16 protein-coding genes are annotated in these 15772 nt (G+C 67.9%); 9 read left to right on the top strand and 7 right to left on the bottom strand.

Translation table 11 applies throughout. From position 1 onward, the window contains the following. Positions 1–266 precede the first annotated feature (266 nt). Positions 267–1658, top strand: coding sequence for a hypothetical protein (locus AC3WMA_RS04490; protein WP_492284188.1), 1392 nt, complete (start codon positions 267–269; stop codon positions 1656–1658). Here the strand turns inward: AC3WMA_RS04490 and AC3WMA_RS04485 are convergent, their stop codons facing one another. Beyond that, positions 1659–3830, bottom strand: coding sequence for a S9 family peptidase (locus AC3WMA_RS04485; protein ID WP_492284187.1), 2172 nt, complete (start codon positions 3828–3830; stop codon positions 1659–1661). A gap of 327 nt (positions 3831–4157) precedes the next feature. Between AC3WMA_RS04485 and AC3WMA_RS04480 the strand changes: the two genes are divergently transcribed. From AC3WMA_RS04480 to AC3WMA_RS04470, 3 genes are all read left to right on the top strand, one after another. Next, the gene (locus AC3WMA_RS04480) at positions 4158–4574 is read left to right on the top strand and encodes a Ros/MucR family transcriptional regulator (protein ID WP_257732537.1); all 417 of its coding nucleotides are present in this window, start codon (positions 4158–4160) and stop codon (positions 4572–4574) included. Positions 4575–4821: 247 nt separating this feature from the next. Beyond that, positions 4822–5190, top strand: coding sequence for a helix-turn-helix domain-containing protein (locus AC3WMA_RS04475; protein ID WP_492284186.1), 369 nt, complete (start codon positions 4822–4824; stop codon positions 5188–5190). Then, entirely contained in the window at positions 5187–5981 is a 795-nt protein-coding gene (locus AC3WMA_RS04470; RefSeq protein ID WP_492284185.1) for a DUF6456 domain-containing protein, read from the top strand. Before AC3WMA_RS04475 ends, AC3WMA_RS04470 begins: the two co-directional genes overlap by 4 nt. A gap of 6 nt (positions 5982–5987) precedes the next feature. Here the strand turns inward: AC3WMA_RS04470 and AC3WMA_RS04465 are convergent, their stop codons facing one another. Then, positions 5988–6416: a SufE family protein gene (locus AC3WMA_RS04465; protein WP_492284184.1), complete on the bottom strand. Its 429-nt coding sequence runs from the start codon at positions 6414–6416 to the stop codon at positions 5988–5990. Positions 6417–6455: 39 nt separating this feature from the next. Beyond that, complete coding sequence (locus AC3WMA_RS04460; RefSeq protein ID WP_492284183.1) at positions 6456–6725, bottom strand: hypothetical protein; 270 nt, start codon at positions 6723–6725, stop codon at positions 6456–6458. Positions 6726–7051: 326 nt separating this feature from the next. Here AC3WMA_RS04460 and AC3WMA_RS04455 point away from each other — a divergent pair, with 326 nt between their 5' ends. The 3 genes from AC3WMA_RS04455 to AC3WMA_RS04445 are packed head-to-tail and all read left to right on the top strand — an operon-like array spanning position 7052 to position 9799. Then, positions 7052–8860 carry a PAS domain-containing sensor histidine kinase gene (locus AC3WMA_RS04455; protein ID WP_492284182.1) on the top strand — a complete coding sequence of 603 codons (1809 nt, stop codon included), beginning with the start codon at positions 7052–7054 and terminating at the stop codon, positions 8858–8860. Between the two features lie 15 nt (positions 8861–8875). After that, positions 8876–9448 carry a hypothetical protein gene (locus AC3WMA_RS04450; RefSeq protein ID WP_492284181.1) on the top strand — a complete coding sequence of 191 codons (573 nt, stop codon included), beginning with the start codon at positions 8876–8878 and terminating at the stop codon, positions 9446–9448. A 15-nt stretch (positions 9449–9463) separates the two neighbouring features. Beyond that, complete coding sequence (locus AC3WMA_RS04445) at positions 9464–9799, top strand: DUF1491 family protein (RefSeq protein ID WP_492284180.1); 336 nt, start codon at positions 9464–9466, stop codon at positions 9797–9799. A 24-nt stretch (positions 9800–9823) separates the two neighbouring features. Here AC3WMA_RS04445 and AC3WMA_RS04440 read toward each other — a convergent pair whose 3' ends face one another. Beyond that, positions 9824–10954, bottom strand: coding sequence for a DUF2336 domain-containing protein (locus AC3WMA_RS04440; protein WP_492284179.1), 1131 nt, complete (start codon positions 10952–10954; stop codon positions 9824–9826). A 169-nt stretch (positions 10955–11123) separates the two neighbouring features. On the opposite strand from AC3WMA_RS04440, the gene AC3WMA_RS04435 reads away from it, so the two are divergent. Together AC3WMA_RS04435 and AC3WMA_RS04430 are read left to right on the top strand one after the other, a co-directional pair. After that, positions 11124–11333, top strand: coding sequence for a hypothetical protein (locus AC3WMA_RS04435; RefSeq protein WP_492284178.1), 210 nt, complete (start codon positions 11124–11126; stop codon positions 11331–11333). After that, complete coding sequence (locus AC3WMA_RS04430; RefSeq protein ID WP_492284177.1) at positions 11330–12094, top strand: hypothetical protein; 765 nt, start codon at positions 11330–11332, stop codon at positions 12092–12094. Before AC3WMA_RS04435 ends, AC3WMA_RS04430 begins: the two co-directional genes overlap by 4 nt. Positions 12095–12105: 11 nt before the next feature. On the opposite strand, the gene AC3WMA_RS04425 is transcribed toward AC3WMA_RS04430, so the two are convergent. The 3 genes from AC3WMA_RS04425 to AC3WMA_RS04415 form a co-directional block, all read right to left on the bottom strand. Beyond that, a complete protein-coding gene (locus AC3WMA_RS04425; RefSeq protein ID WP_492284176.1) occupies positions 12106–12738 on the bottom strand; it encodes a DUF1254 domain-containing protein in 633 nt (210 codons plus the stop codon). Further along, positions 12735–13310: a DUF1214 domain-containing protein gene (locus AC3WMA_RS04420; RefSeq protein WP_492284175.1), complete on the bottom strand. Its 576-nt coding sequence runs from the start codon at positions 13308–13310 to the stop codon at positions 12735–12737. The genes AC3WMA_RS04425 and AC3WMA_RS04420 overlap by 4 nt, the downstream gene beginning before the upstream one ends. Before the next feature lie 69 nt (positions 13311–13379). Then, positions 13380–15602, bottom strand: a complete 2223-nt coding sequence (locus tag AC3WMA_RS04415) for a transglycosylase domain-containing protein (protein WP_492284174.1) — start codon at positions 15600–15602, stop codon at positions 13380–13382. Between the last annotated feature and the right edge of the window lie 170 nt (positions 15603–15772).

Raw genomic sequence — 15772 nt, 5'->3', positions numbered from 1 at the left:
AAATCGCTTGAAATGAGAATGGCCTGCCGGGGGCAGGCTGAGCCGTGGAGGCCCTGCCATTCCCCGCGATAGTTAAGCGCCTGCGGGCCGGTCCACAACCGCTCCTGCTGCGAAAAGCATATGTCTTCTCGACAGGCCGCCACAATCGCGCCAGATTTCTCGCCCTAAGCCCTCTCGATTGGAAACTCTCCCTTATTCAATACGTTAGATAGTGACGCGACGCTCGCTACGGCCCGGCGCCGGTCAGGCCCTGCAAGGATACCGAATTGATCGCGATTTTTACCATTCTGGGCCTGATCCTGTCCGGCGGTGGTGCCTATGCCATCTATGACGGCTGGCCCTATCTGGTGCTCGAGCGGGGGTTCACCCAGGTCATTATCGGCTCGATCGCGAGCAGCGCCGGCCTGATCCTGCTTTCGCTCGCCTGGGTTCTGAAGGAAATCAGGGCAGTCCGGCGCGCGCTGGTCGAGGCGCTGGCGCTTCGTCCCGAACAGCCGGCTCCGGAGGTCGTGGTGGCGGAGCCCCAGCCGGCTGCATCCATGCCGGCTGAGTATCCCTCCTTCGCGCGCGTGGCAGCTCCAGCAGCGATCGGTGCGGCGGCTGGCGTTGTTGCGACGGGCGCCGTGGCACAGGCTCTAGCCGCCTCCGACGACGAAGCCCCGCCGGCGCCCGCCTCCACGGACCGCGATCTGTTCGGCGCGCTCGTGACGCGCAGCCTGGAGGAGCAGGAGCCGGCTGCCGAGGATGAGTCCGAGGAGGCTCATGAAGCCGTTCCCGCTGTGGTCGAACCGGCCGAACCGCTGCCCGACATGTTCGACGAAGCGCCGTTGTCGCTGCCGGAAGATCTGCCGGCATTGCCGCCGGAGCCCGCCGAGACTCCGGTCGAGATCGAGGCCGAACTGCATGAGCCGGCCGAACGAGCCAAGGCCACAGTCCAATTTTCGGACGAGGATTGGGCCTTCACGCGGCGTGATGAACAGATTCCCGTCGACGATCGGGCTTCGGATGAACCCGCCGCAGACGAGCAGCCGGCAAAGCCTGTCGAGGCGGCGGAAACACCGGTTGCGGCCCAAGGCGAAGGCGAACTCGACGAGTTTAGCGCCTTGCGCGCGAGCCTCGCGGGCCATTTGAACGAGCGGGAACGCGAAACCGGCCGTATCGAGCCCTCCTTTTCCGCGGAACCGGACCCCTTCGCCGTGGCGGAGTCCTGGATGGATCGCGCTTCGCCGCGCCGCGAGCCCTGGCTCGACACGCCGCCGGCCGAAGAGCCGGAGCCGGCTGCGGCCGAGGAGGCTCCGATCTGGCCGCCGCGAACCGAAGCTCCCGCCTTCGATGCGCCAGCCGAGGCCGTTGCTGCCGAACCGGAAGCCGCTGCCGACACGCCTGCTGATAAAGAAGCGGACGATTTCGAGCCGGCGGAAGCAGCCGCGCCTGTCGTTGCCGAGGAACCGCCTGTCGACGAGGCTCCGGCTGCCGCGGATTCCCGTCCGGCGTCCGATGAGGGCATCGTCGGCGCCTATCAGGTCGGCGACGCGCATTTCACCATCTACGCCGATGGCTCGATCTGGGCGCGGACGCCCGATGGCGAGTACAGCTTCGCCTCGATGGACGAGCTCAAGGTCTATCTCGCCAGCGAGAAGAGCCGGCTGGGCGTCTGATCAGACGCCCTTCGCCGCGTCCCAGCCTTCGCCGACCGTGTGGATGGCGAAGGCATAGGCCAGCGCCGTCTCCTTCAGCGAGTCGAAGCGCCCGGCCGAGCCGGCATGGCCGGCTTCCATATTGGTGTGCAGCATCACCGGCCCGCCGCCGGTCATCGTGGCGCGCAGCCGGGCGACCCATTTCGCCGGTTCCCAATAGGTCACGCGCGGATCGGTCAGCCCGCCCATCGCGAGGATCGGCGGATAGGCCTGTGCGGTGACATTGTCATAGGGCGAATAGCTGCGGATGGTCTCGAACGCCTTCACGTCGCGGATCGGGTCGCCCCATTCCGGCCATTCCGGTGGCGTCAGCGGCAAGGTGTCGTCGAGAATGGTGTTGAGCACGTCGACGAAGGGCACTTCGGCGACGATCCCTGCGAAGAGCTCAGGCGCCATGTTGGCGACCGCACCCATCAGCATCCCGCCGGCGCTGCCGCCCTCGGCGACGATGCGTCCGCGCCGGGTGAAGCCGGCGTCGGTCAGCGCTCCGGCAGCCGCGATGAAATCGGTGAAGGTGTTGCGCTTGTTCTCGCGCTTGCCGTCGAGATACCAGCCCCAGCCCTTCTCGGTGCCCCCGCGCACATGGGCGATCGCGTAGACGAAGCCGCGATCGACCAGGCTGAGCGGCCGCGTCCGGAACGAGGCCGACATCGCCGAGCCATAGGAGCCGTAGCCGTAGAGCAGACAGGGTGCGCTACCGTCGAGCGCGAGATCGGCCCGGTGCAGGATCGAGATCGGCACGCTTGCCCCGTCCGCCGCCGTGGCGAAGATGCGACGGACCTTATACTTCGCGGGATCATGGCCGGATGGTACATCCTGCCGCTTCAGCAGGGTGCGCTCGCCGGTGGCGAGGTCGTAATCATAGGTTTCGGCCGGCCGCGCCATCGAGGCATAGATGAAGCGCAGCGTATCGGTATCGAATTCGTAGCCCGCGTCCATGCCGAGCCCGTAGGCTTCCTCGTCAAAGGCGATGCTGCTTTCCGAGCCGTTCGCGAGATCGCGGATGACGATGCGCGGCAGTCCGTCCTCGCGTTCGAGCCGGATCAGGCGCCCCTTCAGGCAGACATGGTCGAGGACGAGGCGCCCCGGCTTGTGCGCGATCAGGTCGCGCCAGTTCGCCGGAACCGGGCCGTCGACGGGAGCCGTGACGATCTTGAAGTCCTCGGCCCCGTCGGCGTTGGTCAGGATCGCGAAGACGTCGCCGTGATGCTCCAGACTATACTGACGCCCCGGCTCGCGGCCTGCGACGATCACCGGCTGCGCATCTGACCGGTCGAGGTCGAGGATGCGTGTTTCCGAGGTTTCGTGGTCGCCGATCGTGATCAGCAGGAAGCGGCCGGACTGGGTCTTGTCGATATCGACGAACATGCCGGCATCGGCTTCGTCGTGGAGCAATTCGTCGGTCTCGGCGGGCTCTCCGAGGCGGTGGCGCTTCACCCGCGACGGGCGATGATCGTCATCGAGCGCGACATAGAAGAACGAGCGGGAATCGCGAGCCCAGATGATCTCGCCGGTGGTATCCTCGACGCGATCGGGCAGCTCGCTGCCGCTTTCCAGATCCTTGATGCGGATCGCATGCAGCTCCGAGCCGGCTTCGTCCGAGCTCCAGGCCAGGAGGCGATGGTCGGGGCTGTGCTGCGCATCGCCGAGGTCGAAGAAATCCTTGTCTTCCGCAAGGGCATCGGCATCGAGCATGATCTGTTCGCCCGCTCTGCCGGCCTTGCCTGCCATGCCGCGCGGCTTGCGGCAGATCAGCGGATGTTCGGCGCCCTTGCGATAACGTGAATAGTAGAGGAACGGCCCGTCCGGCTGCGGGACGCTCGAATCGTCCTCCTTGATCCGGCCGCGCATTTCCTTGATCAGGTCCTTCTGCAAGGCCCGGGTCGGTGCCATTAACGCCTTGCAATAGGCGTTCTCGGCCTCGAGATAGCCGCGAATGTCGGCAGGCAGGACATCGGGTTCCCGCAGGACATCCTTCCAGTTGTTGGCGCGCAGCCAGCCATAATCGTCGCGCAAGGTGACGCCATGGACCCGGGTCTCCGTCGTCCGGACCTCAGCCAGTGGCGGCGACGGCAGGCGTCCCCGCCTGCGGGGCGCTTTGCTTGGGGCGTGGCGTGCCTGATCCGTGCTCATGACGATCTCCGACTTGGGACGCGACAGGTAGAGGCGGCGGGAACAGCTTGCAAGACATTCAGGCCGCAGCGGCTTTGGTTTTCCGGCCAGTGCAGCGCAGCATCTGAATGATGATTTGTTGAGCTTTGAGTGTCTCAATTGTTGAGATATGCTGACTTGCACAACTAAACAGTATCGAATAAACGCATACCTCGATCAGTCCGCATTGTCCGATTCTGGGCCGATGGTGCTTGACCCACTATTGGTAGTATTTATCAGGCTGTCGGGTGCGAGGCGGTGGGCGATCAGCGTAAAACGTTACCAAGAACGATAAGGAGAGACATCGCCATGACCGAGACCGATGGAGCGGATTTCATTGAACTGACGGCGGATATCGTTTCCGCTTACGTCTCCAACAACTCCGTGCCGGCCTCCGATCTGCCGGCCCTGATCAGCGAAGTTCACTCGGCGCTGAGCCGCGTGATCGGCGGCGCCGCGCCGGTGGTGCAGGTCGAGGCTCCCAAGCCCGCCATCCCCGTGAAGAAGTCGATCACGGCCGACTACCTGATCTGCCTGGAGGACGGCAAGAAGTTCAAGTCGCTGAAGCGCCACCTGCGCACGCAGTACAACATGTCGCCCGAGCAGTATCGCGAGAAGTGGGGCCTGCCGCCGGACTATCCGATGGTCGCGCCGAACTATGCCGAGGCGCGCTCTCAGCTTGCGAAGAAGATGGGCCTCGGCCAGCAACGCCGCAAGCGCCGCTGAGCAATGGCTCCGGCGTAAGGCACGCCGCATCGGTGAGTTGCTTCGGTTGCTCGGAGGAGCGCCGAGAGGCTCGGAATACTTCAAGATGAAAAAGCCGCCGATGATCTCGGCGGCTTTTTTGTTGTGCCTCGCGGGGAGGGGCGGGGATAAGGCAGGCTGCGGGCTTGCCAAGCGAGAATTAAGAATATAATCCTATTTCTGTGATGCCTCGCCGTGCAGGCGTGGCAGGCTCGAATAGGAACGTATCATGAACATTCAAGGCGACCAACCGCAAGCTGTCCTGCGCGCAACGGCCGGCGCGCGCCTGGCGGAAGTGACGACCGTGGCGGCGGCCCGCATCTCGCTGGCCGGCCTGCGTTCCGCGAGCCGGGGCCGGAAACCGATCGCGCTCGCCCGTCAGACGGCGATGTATCTTTCGCATGTGGCCTTCGGCCTCAGCCTGACCCGTGTCGGCATCTGTTTCGGCCGGGATCGCACGACCGTCCGCCATGCCTGCGCTCTCATCGAGGACCGTCGCGACGATCCCCGGCTCGAGTTCGGTCTGACGGCGCTCGAAGCTGCTCTCCTCGCCACGATGGCGAAGCTCGGCGGTCCGGTCGTGGAGGCCGGGCGATGACCGGCGAAACCCAACGCAACGAGCGCAATCGGCTGCTGAAACATCTCGCAGGGCCGGGGTGCTACGGCCTCGAATCGCCTCTGGGCTGCGGCCGCATCGCGCTTTTCCGCACTGTCAGCGGAACCAGCCTCGGCGCCGGCTATGTCTCTCCGGAAACGGTCGCGGCATTGGAGGCCGAAGGCCTCGTGGCCTGGTCGGCCAAGGGAGGCGCTGCCCGGCTCGGCCTCGCAGCGTCGGAGCCGGGCTCGACACCCACGAAGGAGACCCGGTCTCAGGCGGATAGGCCGCAGGCCCCCGCCATGGATGATCGCGAGAGCCCGCTGCTCTGGCTGCATCGCCGGCCGGGCAAGGATGGCAGGCCGCAGATCAGCGATGCGGAATTCGCGGCGGGGGAGCGTTTCCGGGCCGATATCACCCTGGCGGGTATGCTGCCGCGCACGACGATGAACTGGGATGCCGCCTTCACGCCGGATCAGGCCAGTGCAGGGCCGCGCGACGTCGCAGGTTCGTCCGACACGGCGCTTGCGGCGCGTCAGCGCGTCAGGCTCGCCTGCGATCGCCTCGGGCCGGAGCTCTCGGGCCTGGCGATCGACATCTGCGGCTTTCTCAAGGGGCTCGATCTCGTCGAGAAGGAGCGCCGCTGGCCGCCGCGCTCGGCCAAGGTCGTGCTGCGCGTCGCGCTGGCGGCGCTGGTGACGCATTACGGCCTTGATCGCCGCAGTCGGCAGGCCGGATTACGCAGCTGGCAGGCAGATGGCGCCCGGCCGAGCGAGTTCCCGGCAACCGGCTGAATGCGTTCAGGCCGCGGCCGCTGCCTGGGCGTCGCGCTTGATCCGGTCGATCATCGCGCGCACGCCGTTCGAGCGCTGCGGCGTGAGATGGGCGGCGAGGCCGAGGCGCTCATAGATGGCGAAGGCGTCGGTCGCGAGGATTTCGGAAGCCTCCCGCCCGGAGAAGATCGCCAGCGCCAGCGCCACGAGCCCCCGCACGATATGGGCGTCGCTGTCGCCGACGAAGCGTAGCCGCGTCTGCGGCCCGTTGCCGCCCGCGCGATGCGCGACGAGCCAGACCTGGCTCGCGCAGCCGCGAACCTTGTTGGCGTCGACATGGTCTTCCTCGGGCAGGGGCTCGAGGCTCTTGCCGAGTTCGATGAGGTAGCGATAGCGATCGTCCCACTCTTCGAGCAGTTCGAAATTCGCGACGATGTCGTCGAGGCTTGTCGTCATGTCGGCCTCTTCCCGCGATTGCAGGAGGGCGTCAAGCGGTCAGCGCTGTGCGCCCTGTTTCCCGACCATGGCCGTCGCCGCAGCGTTCAGGATGCGCTCGCGCAGGGCGGGGTCCATGCCTGCCAGGATTTCGGCCGCCTCGCGCGCGGCCGTCAGGCTGCCGGCCACGGTGCGGCTCTCCGTGCGAACGGTTTCGGTGACCTGCCGCACGGCCTGCGGCAAGGCCGCATCGGCCGGCTTGCCGCTGTGCACGGGCGAATTCACGGCGATCAGGCCGATGATCGCGATCTTGCGCAGCAGATAGGCCATGTCGGTCTCCGTCGCCGGCGCCTTCCTGTGCGCCGCGAGGACAACCTAGACCGGGATATCGAAAAATCGCGTCATTCCGAACGCTCAAATGCGAGTCGAATGCGGCAGATGATCTTCAGGTTCCATTCACCTTGCCATGAACATCGGCCGAACCGGAAAAATCAAGTCGAATTGAGATAACTACATGAAAAGACGTCGGAAAATTCGATCTCTCGATCTGGTTGGCTCTTTCGCTGCCGGGCGCCTTAAGCCCCGCTTAAACCCGCCATGACGAGATTGAGCCAAGCGGATGGGGGTATCCGCAAGAGTAAGGCGTTGCGTTCCGTATGGCGATGACAGCATTGAGGACACAGGCGGCGGCACTGGTGCATGCATCGGTGCAGTCGGACCCGGCGGAAAGGCAGCGTCACGAACGTTTCGTTCTGTCGCGCCTGCTCGTCGGCGGCGGCATGCTCGGCCTCGCTCCCGCTTATCTGGCCTGGCGCGGCGCACCCGGCGCCTTCGAGGCGGCGATGATCGTCGCCGCCGCTCTCGCGGTCCTATCCGTCGCCTTCGTCTCCCGCACCGGTCGTCTCGGCGCGGCGCATGCGCTGTCTTCCGCGGCACTGTCGCTTTTCATCGTGGCACTGGCCGGCGCGACCGGCGGCGTGTCGTCGCCGTTGCTGCTCTGGCTGGCCGTCGTGCCGGTCGAGGCAGCCTTCTTCGGTTCGCGTGGCTTCATGCTGCGGGCTGGATGGATCGCCGTGGCGGCGTTGTTCGCGGCCATGGGCTTGCACTGGCTCGGTGCCTTCGCTGAGGCGACGTTCTGGACTGGCGAGGCCGTGCCGCTTCTGGCTGTTTCCGCGCTCGCCCAGGCCCTGGTCGTGACGGCCGTGCTGCTGCGCCGGCGCCATGCCGAGGAGCGCGAGCAGCGCGTCTCCGATGCGCGTTCGCAGCTCCTGCTCGATCATGTCGGCGATCTCGTCACCTGGCACGACGCCAGCGGCGCGGTCGTCTTCGCCAATGCGGCGGCGCGCACGCTCGCCGGTGCCGATCCGCGCGAATTGCTCGGGCGCGGCCTGTTCGAGCGCGTCCATATCGCCGACCGGCCGCTCTTCCTGAAGGCTTTGAGCGATGCCGCCCATGGCCGGGAAGGCGTGACGGTCTGCTTCCGCACGCTCTTCGTGCCGCGTGAGGTCGCGGGCGGCGCCCGCCTGCCGGTTTCGCTCTGGCTGGAGATGCAGGCTTGTCGCGTCGCAGGCGCCGCCGCCGCGGATGGCGCCGCCGTCGTCTGCGTGATGCGCGACGTAACCGCGCGGCGTGCCGACGAGGAGACCCGCGAGCGCGGCCATGCCGAGGCGCTCAGGGCCAACGACGTCAAGGGTCAGTTCCTGGCGACGGTGAGCCACGAATTGCGCACGCCGCTCAACGCCATCATCGGCTTCTCGGAGATGCTGAGCACCGAGGACAATGGCTGGCTCGATGCCGAAAAGCGCCTGGAATACGCCCGTATCATCCACGCCTCCGGCCATCACCTGCTCGAGGTCGTGAACACGCTGCTCGACATCTCGAAGATCGAGAGCGGCGCGATGACCATCGAGCGCGAGCCGCTCGATCTCGCCGCGATGACGCAAGATTGCTGCACGCTGATGGCGCTGCGGGCCGAGACCGGCGGCATCGCGCTGGAGCGCGTGGTCGGGCCGGCGCTACCCGCGATGGAGGGCGATCGGCGCGCGCTGAAGCAGGTCGTGCTCAACCTCCTGTCCAACGCCATCAAGTTCACGCCGGCCGGCGGCCGGGTGACGCTCGCTGTCGTGCGTGACGGCGACACCATCGACCTGTCCGTCGCCGATACCGGCATCGGCATCGCCGCCGCCGACCTGCCCAAGCTGGGCGACCCCTTCTTCCAGGCCAAGGGCGCCTATGACCGGACCCATGAGGGCACCGGGCTTGGCCTCTCCGTGGTACGCGGGCTCGTCGGCCTGCATGGCGGCCGCCTGACGGTCGAGAGCGCGCCGGGCGTCGGCACGCGCGTCTCGGTCCGGCTGCCGGTCGGCGGCACCGAGGGCCTCGAGCAGCCTGCCAAGATCGTGACTTTCGCCCGGGCTCCGCGCCGGGGCCTCGAAACCAAAGAACCTCTCCGCCTGACCGCTTGAAGACGAGCTGACGTAATGTCGATGACCATGGCAGCCCGCGCCCATTCCGGCGCTTCTCTCTCCGCTCCGGTGCGCCGTGCCCAGCCGGCGCGCCGCAAGACGTCCTGGCTCGGCCGCGTCGCGCGCGCTGCCGGCAAGCGGCCGGGCCGGGCGCTCATCCTGCTGACCTTCGGCATCGTCTCGGTCGCGATCGTCGCCAATGCGCTGATGTTCCAGAAGGCGCGCCATCCCGCCCCGATGCTCTCCGCCTCTACGCCGGCCTCCCAGTCGCGGACGACGACCGAACGCCGTGCGGAGCCGGCGCCCGCACCGTCTCCGGCGGCAGAAGCGCCCGCGCAGCCGATCCGTCCGCCGGCGCGCCCCACCGACCTCTCGCAGACGCAGGCTGCCCGTGAGGCTCAACCGCGCCCGCCCGCGCCCGTCCAGGCCGCGCCGCGCGCTGCTGCACCGGCTGCCCCGGCTGCGGCGCCCCGTGCTGCAGCGGCTCCCGCGCGCGATCCGATCGCCGACCTGATCAATGGCGGCGACCTGCGTCCGCCGGCGGATGTGAAGTCTGCCAACCGCTCCGCTGCGACGCCTCGCACGTGATCCGGGGCGCCTGAGATGGCGCGCCTGACCAGCGATTTCTGGGTTTCGGCCTATATCCGCCAGGCGGGGCTCGAAGGTCTCGTTGCCGTGCTGCGGCGTCGCGGCGCACGCGAGGCTGGCGCCATCTTCGTCAAGCTCGACCGGCTGGACGGCACCGCCGCGCTCTATGGCCCGGCCCCGCAGGCGCTGGCCGAGGACGATGGCGAGCGCCGTTTCCAGCTCCTGCTCGATGCCGATCCGCTCGCCGTTGAAGACCGCGTCGATCGCGAGTTGCGTTTCGACAGCGATCTCTGGCTTGTCGAGATCGAAAACCGGGCCGGGGACCCGCGCCTCCAGCTCGTCGAGAGCTGACAGAGCCCGCCGAAGCGCGGCGGCTCAGCCGCGCTCGCGCCGGCCGATCTTTCCAAGAACGTCCGACATCGCCGGCTGAGCATCGGGCCGGGCGGCGCCGGCGCGTGCCGGCGTTCCGCTGGGATCCATGGCCGGCTGATGCTGGCCCCGGCGTTGCGGCGCGGCAGTGGCCGTGCCGGCGATGAGCATGGTCAGACGGAAAGCGATGGCGGGCCTCACCGAGCGCATCAGTGCGACCAGCGCGAAGATCCGTTCGACCGAATGGGCGGCATCGTCGCCGAGCCGGATCAGAAATCGCGTCGCTTCCTCGACCGTGGTGCCGCTGGCGGTCAGCGCAAGCGCCGCAAGGTCCCGTGACGCGTCGCCGGCCATGGCGGCAGCGAGTGCCCCGCCGCCGCCGAGATGCTCGGCGATGGCCGCAAAGGCACTGCCGCGATCCTCAGCCGCGAGGTCGAGCCAGCCGGCGAAGACCGCGCCGGTCAGGGCTGGCCGCCTTTCGCTGGGATGCAGGGCCTCGCGCGCCATCAGCGATTCGAGGACCGCGAGGCGCCGCTCCGCGCCGGCATGGAGGAAGAGCGGCGCGAGCTCGAGATTGGACAGATCGGGACGTGCCAGCAGGCCGGGCCGGTAGGCGGGCTCCGTCCGCGCCCGCGCGATCAGGCTGTCGACGGCCGCGCGTGGCATCGGGGCATTGTGATTGGCGATCAGGGCGAGGTCGAGCGCGCGGCTTTCATCCGCGACCAGCATGAGGACGGCCTGGGCCGAAAGGTCGGAGCGGACGGCGAGCGCCGCGCGCATCGCCTCGTCGCCGGTTTCGACGAGGCGTTCGATCTCTGCTTCCGCGACGGGCATGCCATGGCGCAGGAGCTCGGCCAGCACGGCGCCGCCCTTCGCGGCGAGCCCGGTGAGCACCGGCGCGGGCGTCTGCGGCCAGCCGGCGAGCTTGCGGGCCAGGATCAGCGCCGTCGCCTCGTCGATGCCCGGTAGCAGCGCCTCGGCCATCTCGCTGAAGGCGGCAAGATCGGCAGGCGAGGGCTGTGGCGACGACAGCAGCAGATCCGCCTTGACCCGCAGCGAGATCGGGCTGAGGTCGAGCCCGCCATCCCGCGCGAGGCGGGCGAGGTCGGCGAGTTCCTGGGAAACGGATGCAGGCATGGCAGACTCGGACCGGGAAACCGAAGATGCAGCACTATTAATCCCCGACCGTTAAGGCCGCGTTAACCATGTCCGGGCCTGATGAGCTTGCGGGGCCTTGCGACTCGGTGCTGCCCGCACCTCGCCTGCCTTCGCGTTGCAACTCTGGCGCTGGATAAGGAGGCGCATCATGGCCGTCGTCATCCCCTTTGCGCCGCAGCGGCGCCCGCAGCAGGCTTTGGCCTCTTCGCTTCCGCCGCAGACGGCGGAAATCCTGTTTTTCACGGGCGTTCGTTACGAGCGCGCGCCCGAGGCCCGGCAGCCGGCCGCCAAGACCTCCTCCGCCGGGCGGGCCCGCAAGGTCGCCCCGCGCAAGAGCGCCCGCAGGCAGCCTGCGTGACACAGGGGCCGGCCAAGCTGCTGCTCGCCTTGCTGGCGGCTGCGTCGGTTTCGGCCTGCACCGCCACCACGGGCGACCTCGGCCGTCCGCGTCCGACGGTCTGGACGCAGCTCATCGCGCCCGAAGCGGGTTTCTGGTCCGCCACCATGCGCGGCGAGCAGACATCCTATTTCCGCCTGACCGATGACGAGGAGCAGATGCGCGACCGCGCCTGGCGCTTCGTCATGCCCGGCCACGAGCGCAGCGTCTTCCAGGGTGAGGTCTCCAATCTCGCCCATACCCGCATCCTGCCGGTCGCGGTCCAGTCGACCGATGTCGGCGACTATTTCCGGGCGCTGACTTCGATGTCCTTTGCCTCGCAGGCCTCGCGCTACAACCGGCTGGCGGAGGACGCCAATGCCGACCGCCTGCTGATCGGCCCCTTCCGCGCCAATGCGGGGCGCGTCGTGAACATGGACCGGGTGCGCATGCGCACGGCCGAATCCTCTCCCGACGTTCCGGCCGACAAGCAGGAGCCGGCGATGGCGCGCGTCGTCGAAAACGAAGGGCTCGTCTTCTGGGTCTGCGAGCGCATCGATTTCCGCATCCGCAGCTACCGTTATGCGCTCGCCAATCTCGTCGTCGAGATGGCGTCGCGCGAGGCCGTGAAGGCCGAGCGCGCGATCATGGCGCTGGAGATGGAAGCCAAGCCGCTCTGCCAGATGCAGCTCAACGGCTCCTTCGGCGAAGGCGGCAAGCGCCCGGTCGTCTACAAGGGCTAGCTTAGAGCCTCTTAGTTCGCCGCCCCGCAGGCGACGCCTGTCGCAAGCGCCTCCGCATCGGCCCGGTCGGAGGGCAGGCGCTGCAGGACCCGCGCGACGATCAGGCCCTGGTCGGTATCGGAGACGATGCGCAGTTCCCGGCTGGTCTCGCCCTCCTCGTCGGCGGCGATGCGTTCGTCGCGTTGAGCCTCGGTCATCACCAGGAATTCGAGCGTGCCGCGGATCGCCGCGCGGTCGGTGATTGCATAGAGCACGCCACCGCCTTGCCGGTGCAGCGTCAGGCCGAGCGGTAGTGTGCCCGTGCGGGCGACGATCCGCATCGGTCCGGCCGAGAGGTCGTAGCTGCAGATCGCGGTGACGACATCGGGATCGGCCTCGCGCAAGGCCGGCAGGCCCTGGCTGTTGCCAGGCGAGGGCACCGGCTCGGCATGCCCCTCGTTGCCAAGCTCGCGATAGGCATGGGCGGCATCGTGCCGGGAGAGAGAGGGAATCGCCAGGACCGTCACGATATGCACGATCGCCGCGAGGATGAGCCCGGCGAGCGTCGTCATGACGAAACGCGCGAACCCGGCGCGCAGGCGCGGCCGCCAGCCGGCGAAGGGCAAGTTGCGCCGTTCCGGCGGATCATGGCTGACGGCACTCATCGGCAATCGACGCGCGTGATACGCGGCAGGTTGCCGGCGCGTGTCTCGCCGGTCTGGCTGGAGATCGGCGTGTCGTAGAGCCGCAGGCGGATCTGGAAGCGCCCGCTCGCTGGCAGCGGTAGCCAGTTGCCTGCTTCCGGCGCGGCGGAAGCGAAGATGGCGAGGCTGCCGTCCTCCGGCCGAACGATCTCCGAATCGGTGAAGCTTGTGCGCTCAAGCGGCAGGCGGAAAGGTAGCCCGTCGCCATCGGTGATGCCGACGGTCCAGCCGCGCGTCGTCGGCGTCGCGCCGGAGAGCCGGTAGCGGCAGCGCCCGTCCAGCGCTTGCCCCGCATCGTCCCGCTCGGCGATCAGCTCTAGCCCCTCGCCGGAGCCGAACGGCAGATGCACGCCGCGGGCGAGATAGGCGCGCATATAGGGATCGACCTCGCGGCTGCCGCTGCGCGGCCACGCCGTCCAGGCGCCGACCTCGACCTTGCCGATGGCGGGGCGCCCGGCAACGGCCCAATGCGCGGAGCCGAGGCCGAGCCCGGCCCCGAGGGCGAGGATATAGGCGAGATCGAGAATCCGCACGCTGTCCTTCCGCCTGGGAGAGGCTTCCGCGGCGGAGTTGATCCGCCGCACCCGCTGACGTCAACAGCCTCAGCGCACCCGCGGCTCGTTCCCCGAGATCTCGCGGATGCCGACCTGCACCGGGCGGCTGGCGACGCGCCGTGGCTCCACGGCCTTGAACAGCGAGCCGACGGCCGAGAGCACCTCGAAGGACTGGCGCGGCATATGGCCGGCGCCGGGACCGGATACCGTGGTTGCCGGCGTCGCGGCGCTGCCGGCCTTGGCGATCGCTGCGCTCTTCGGATCGACTGCGGGCACGCCGGGGATCGGCTTCAGCTCCAGCCCCTGATGGGCGAACTGCATGATCTCCTTCCACGTCATCGCCGGCAGCGAGCCGCCGGTCATGTTCGCGGTCTCGGCGGAATTGTCGTTGCCGAACCAGACGGCGCCGACGAGATTGCCGGAATAGCCGACATACCAGGCGTCCTTGTAGCCGTTGGTCGTGCCGGTCTTGCCGGCGGTGACGACGCCGTCGAGCGCGGCGCGCCGGGCGGTGCCTTCGGTCGGCACCTTCGAGAGCATGAAGTTCATGTCCTGCGCCACCTGCGGGCTCAGCACCTGCTTCGGCTCCGGCTCGTCGCGGTCATGGCGGTAGATCACCTCGCCCTGCGAATTGGCGATCTCGAGCGCGGCATAGGGCTTGGCCCGGCGTCCGCCATTGGCGAGCACGGAATAGCCGGCGGCCATGTCGATCACCGTGACCTCGCCCGCGCCGATCGGCAGGGAGACCGTGTCGGTCAGTGGCGTGGTCAGGCCCATGGCATGGGCCGTCTCGATGATCTTCTTGCGGCCGATCGTGGCCGCGCGGGCCTCATGCGTCTCGCCCGTGGCGCGGCCGATGGCGATCGACATCTGCACGGGGATCGTATTGATCGACTTCGCCAGCGCCACCGTCAGCGGCATCGAGCCGGCATAGGAGCGCCCGTAATTGTTCGGGCACCAGTTGCCGATGCAGACCGGCCGGTCGGTGACGATGGTGTTCGGCTTGTAGAGCCCGGCCGAGAGCGCGGCGGCATAGACGAAGGGCTTGAACGAGGAGCCGGGCTGGCGCTGCCCCGCGGTTGCCCGGTTGAACTGGCTCGCGCCGTAGTCGCGGCCGCCGACGATGGCGCGCACGGCCCCGTCCGGGTCCATCACGACGGTCGCCGCCTGCTTCACGCGATAGGCCGGGCCATGCTGGCGCAGGATCGACTCGATCGCCTCGTCGGCGCGCTCCTGGATCGCGGTGTCGTGCGGCGTCTTCACCGTCAGCACGCGGTCGGCGCCGAGCTTGCCCTCGGACGCGAGCTCCTTCACCGCGTCGAAGGCCCAGTCGAGATAGTAATCCGGGCTGGAATCGCGCTTGCGGTCGATCGGCGTTGCCGGGTTGCGCTTGGCGCTGTCGACCTGGCCGGCCGTCATGAAACCGGCATCGACCATGGCGTTGAGCACGTCGTTGGCGCGCGCGCGCGCCGCCGGCAGGTTGACATGCGGAGCGTATTTCGTCGGTGCCTTGAACAGGCCGGCGAGCATAGCGGCCTCGGCCAGCGTGACGTCCCGCACCGACTTGCCGAAATAGTATTCCGCCGCCGCAGCAGCACCGAAGGTGCCGCCGCCCATATAGGCGCGGTCGAGATAGAGCTTGAGGATCTCGTTCTTGCTCAGCCGCGTTTCCAGCCACAGGGCGAGGAAAGCTTCCTTGATCTTGCGGTCGAGCGAGCGCTCGTTGTTGAGGAACAGGTTCTTGGCGAGCTGCTGGGTCAGCGACGAGCCGCCCTGGACGACGCCGGAGGCGCGTGTATTGACCAGCAGCGCCCGCGAGGTGCCGATCAGGTCGATGCCGAAATGGTCGTAGAAGCGGCGATCCTCGGTGGCGAGCACGGCCTTGAGCAGATGGTCCGGCATCTCCTCCAGCTTGAGCGAATCGTCATGCCGAGCGCCGCGATGGCCGAGCGGCGTGCCGTAGCGATCGAGGAAGGTGACGGCGAAGACCTGGTTCTTGAGCGCTTCCTCGTTGCCGATCCGGAAAGAGGGCAGCGCCAGCGCCAGCACGAAAATGGCGCCGACGATGCCGATATTAAGCCCTTCGCTGGCGACTTCGGCGGCGATGCGCTTGCCGCCGCTGACAGTCAGGCGATCGGCGATGCTGCGGATGCGCTCATGGATTTCGCCGGCGCGGCGCCCGGCGCCCCACAGGCTGGCGTCCAGCCATGAGTCGGCGGCCAGCGCGAAGCGCTTCAGCCGCGTCCTCCAGCCCGCCTTCCTGAACTCCATGGCGTTCCAGGCTTTCCGAATGGCCCCCGCCTAAGTCCTGCCGCGAGCTTGGCGTCTTGGCAACAGGCGAGCGCCAGGGAATGGACACATAGGCATCGCTAGCGCCCGGATAAGAGGCGGGACGGTAAATTTCGCCTTTGGGACCGTAAACTGCGACGAATGCTGTGCCA

It is taken from the genome of Allobosea sp. FW305-C-101 (genome assembly GCF_058783685.1).
This window is presented reverse-complemented; position numbering and strand designations above follow the sequence as displayed.

Coding starts and splice junctions, on each gene's coding strand:
- AC3WMA_RS04445 (WP_492284180.1), top strand. CDS start 9,464: ATGGCGCGCCTGACCAGCGATTTCTGGGTTTCGGCCTATATCCGCCAG.
- AC3WMA_RS04460 (WP_492284183.1), bottom strand. CDS start 6,725: ATGGCCTATCTGCTGCGCAAGATCGCGATCATCGGCCTGATCGCCGTG.
- AC3WMA_RS04450 (WP_492284181.1), top strand. CDS start 8,876: ATGTCGATGACCATGGCAGCCCGCGCCCATTCCGGCGCTTCTCTCTCC.
- AC3WMA_RS04425 (WP_492284176.1), bottom strand. CDS start 12,738: ATGAGTGCCGTCAGCCATGATCCGCCGGAACGGCGCAACTTGCCCTTC.
- AC3WMA_RS04485 (WP_492284187.1), bottom strand. CDS start 3,830: ATGAGCACGGATCAGGCACGCCACGCCCCAAGCAAAGCGCCCCGCAGG.
- AC3WMA_RS04475 (WP_492284186.1), top strand. CDS start 4,822: ATGAACATTCAAGGCGACCAACCGCAAGCTGTCCTGCGCGCAACGGCC.
- AC3WMA_RS04455 (WP_492284182.1), top strand. CDS start 7,052: ATGGCGATGACAGCATTGAGGACACAGGCGGCGGCACTGGTGCATGCA.
- AC3WMA_RS04440 (WP_492284179.1), bottom strand. CDS start 10,954: ATGCCTGCATCCGTTTCCCAGGAACTCGCCGACCTCGCCCGCCTCGCG.
- AC3WMA_RS04435 (WP_492284178.1), top strand. CDS start 11,124: ATGGCCGTCGTCATCCCCTTTGCGCCGCAGCGGCGCCCGCAGCAGGCT.
- AC3WMA_RS04465 (WP_492284184.1), bottom strand. CDS start 6,416: ATGACGACAAGCCTCGACGACATCGTCGCGAATTTCGAACTGCTCGAA.
- AC3WMA_RS04480 (WP_257732537.1), top strand. CDS start 4,158: ATGACCGAGACCGATGGAGCGGATTTCATTGAACTGACGGCGGATATC.
- AC3WMA_RS04470 (WP_492284185.1), top strand. CDS start 5,187: ATGACCGGCGAAACCCAACGCAACGAGCGCAATCGGCTGCTGAAACAT.
- AC3WMA_RS04415 (WP_492284174.1), bottom strand. CDS start 15,602: ATGGAGTTCAGGAAGGCGGGCTGGAGGACGCGGCTGAAGCGCTTCGCG.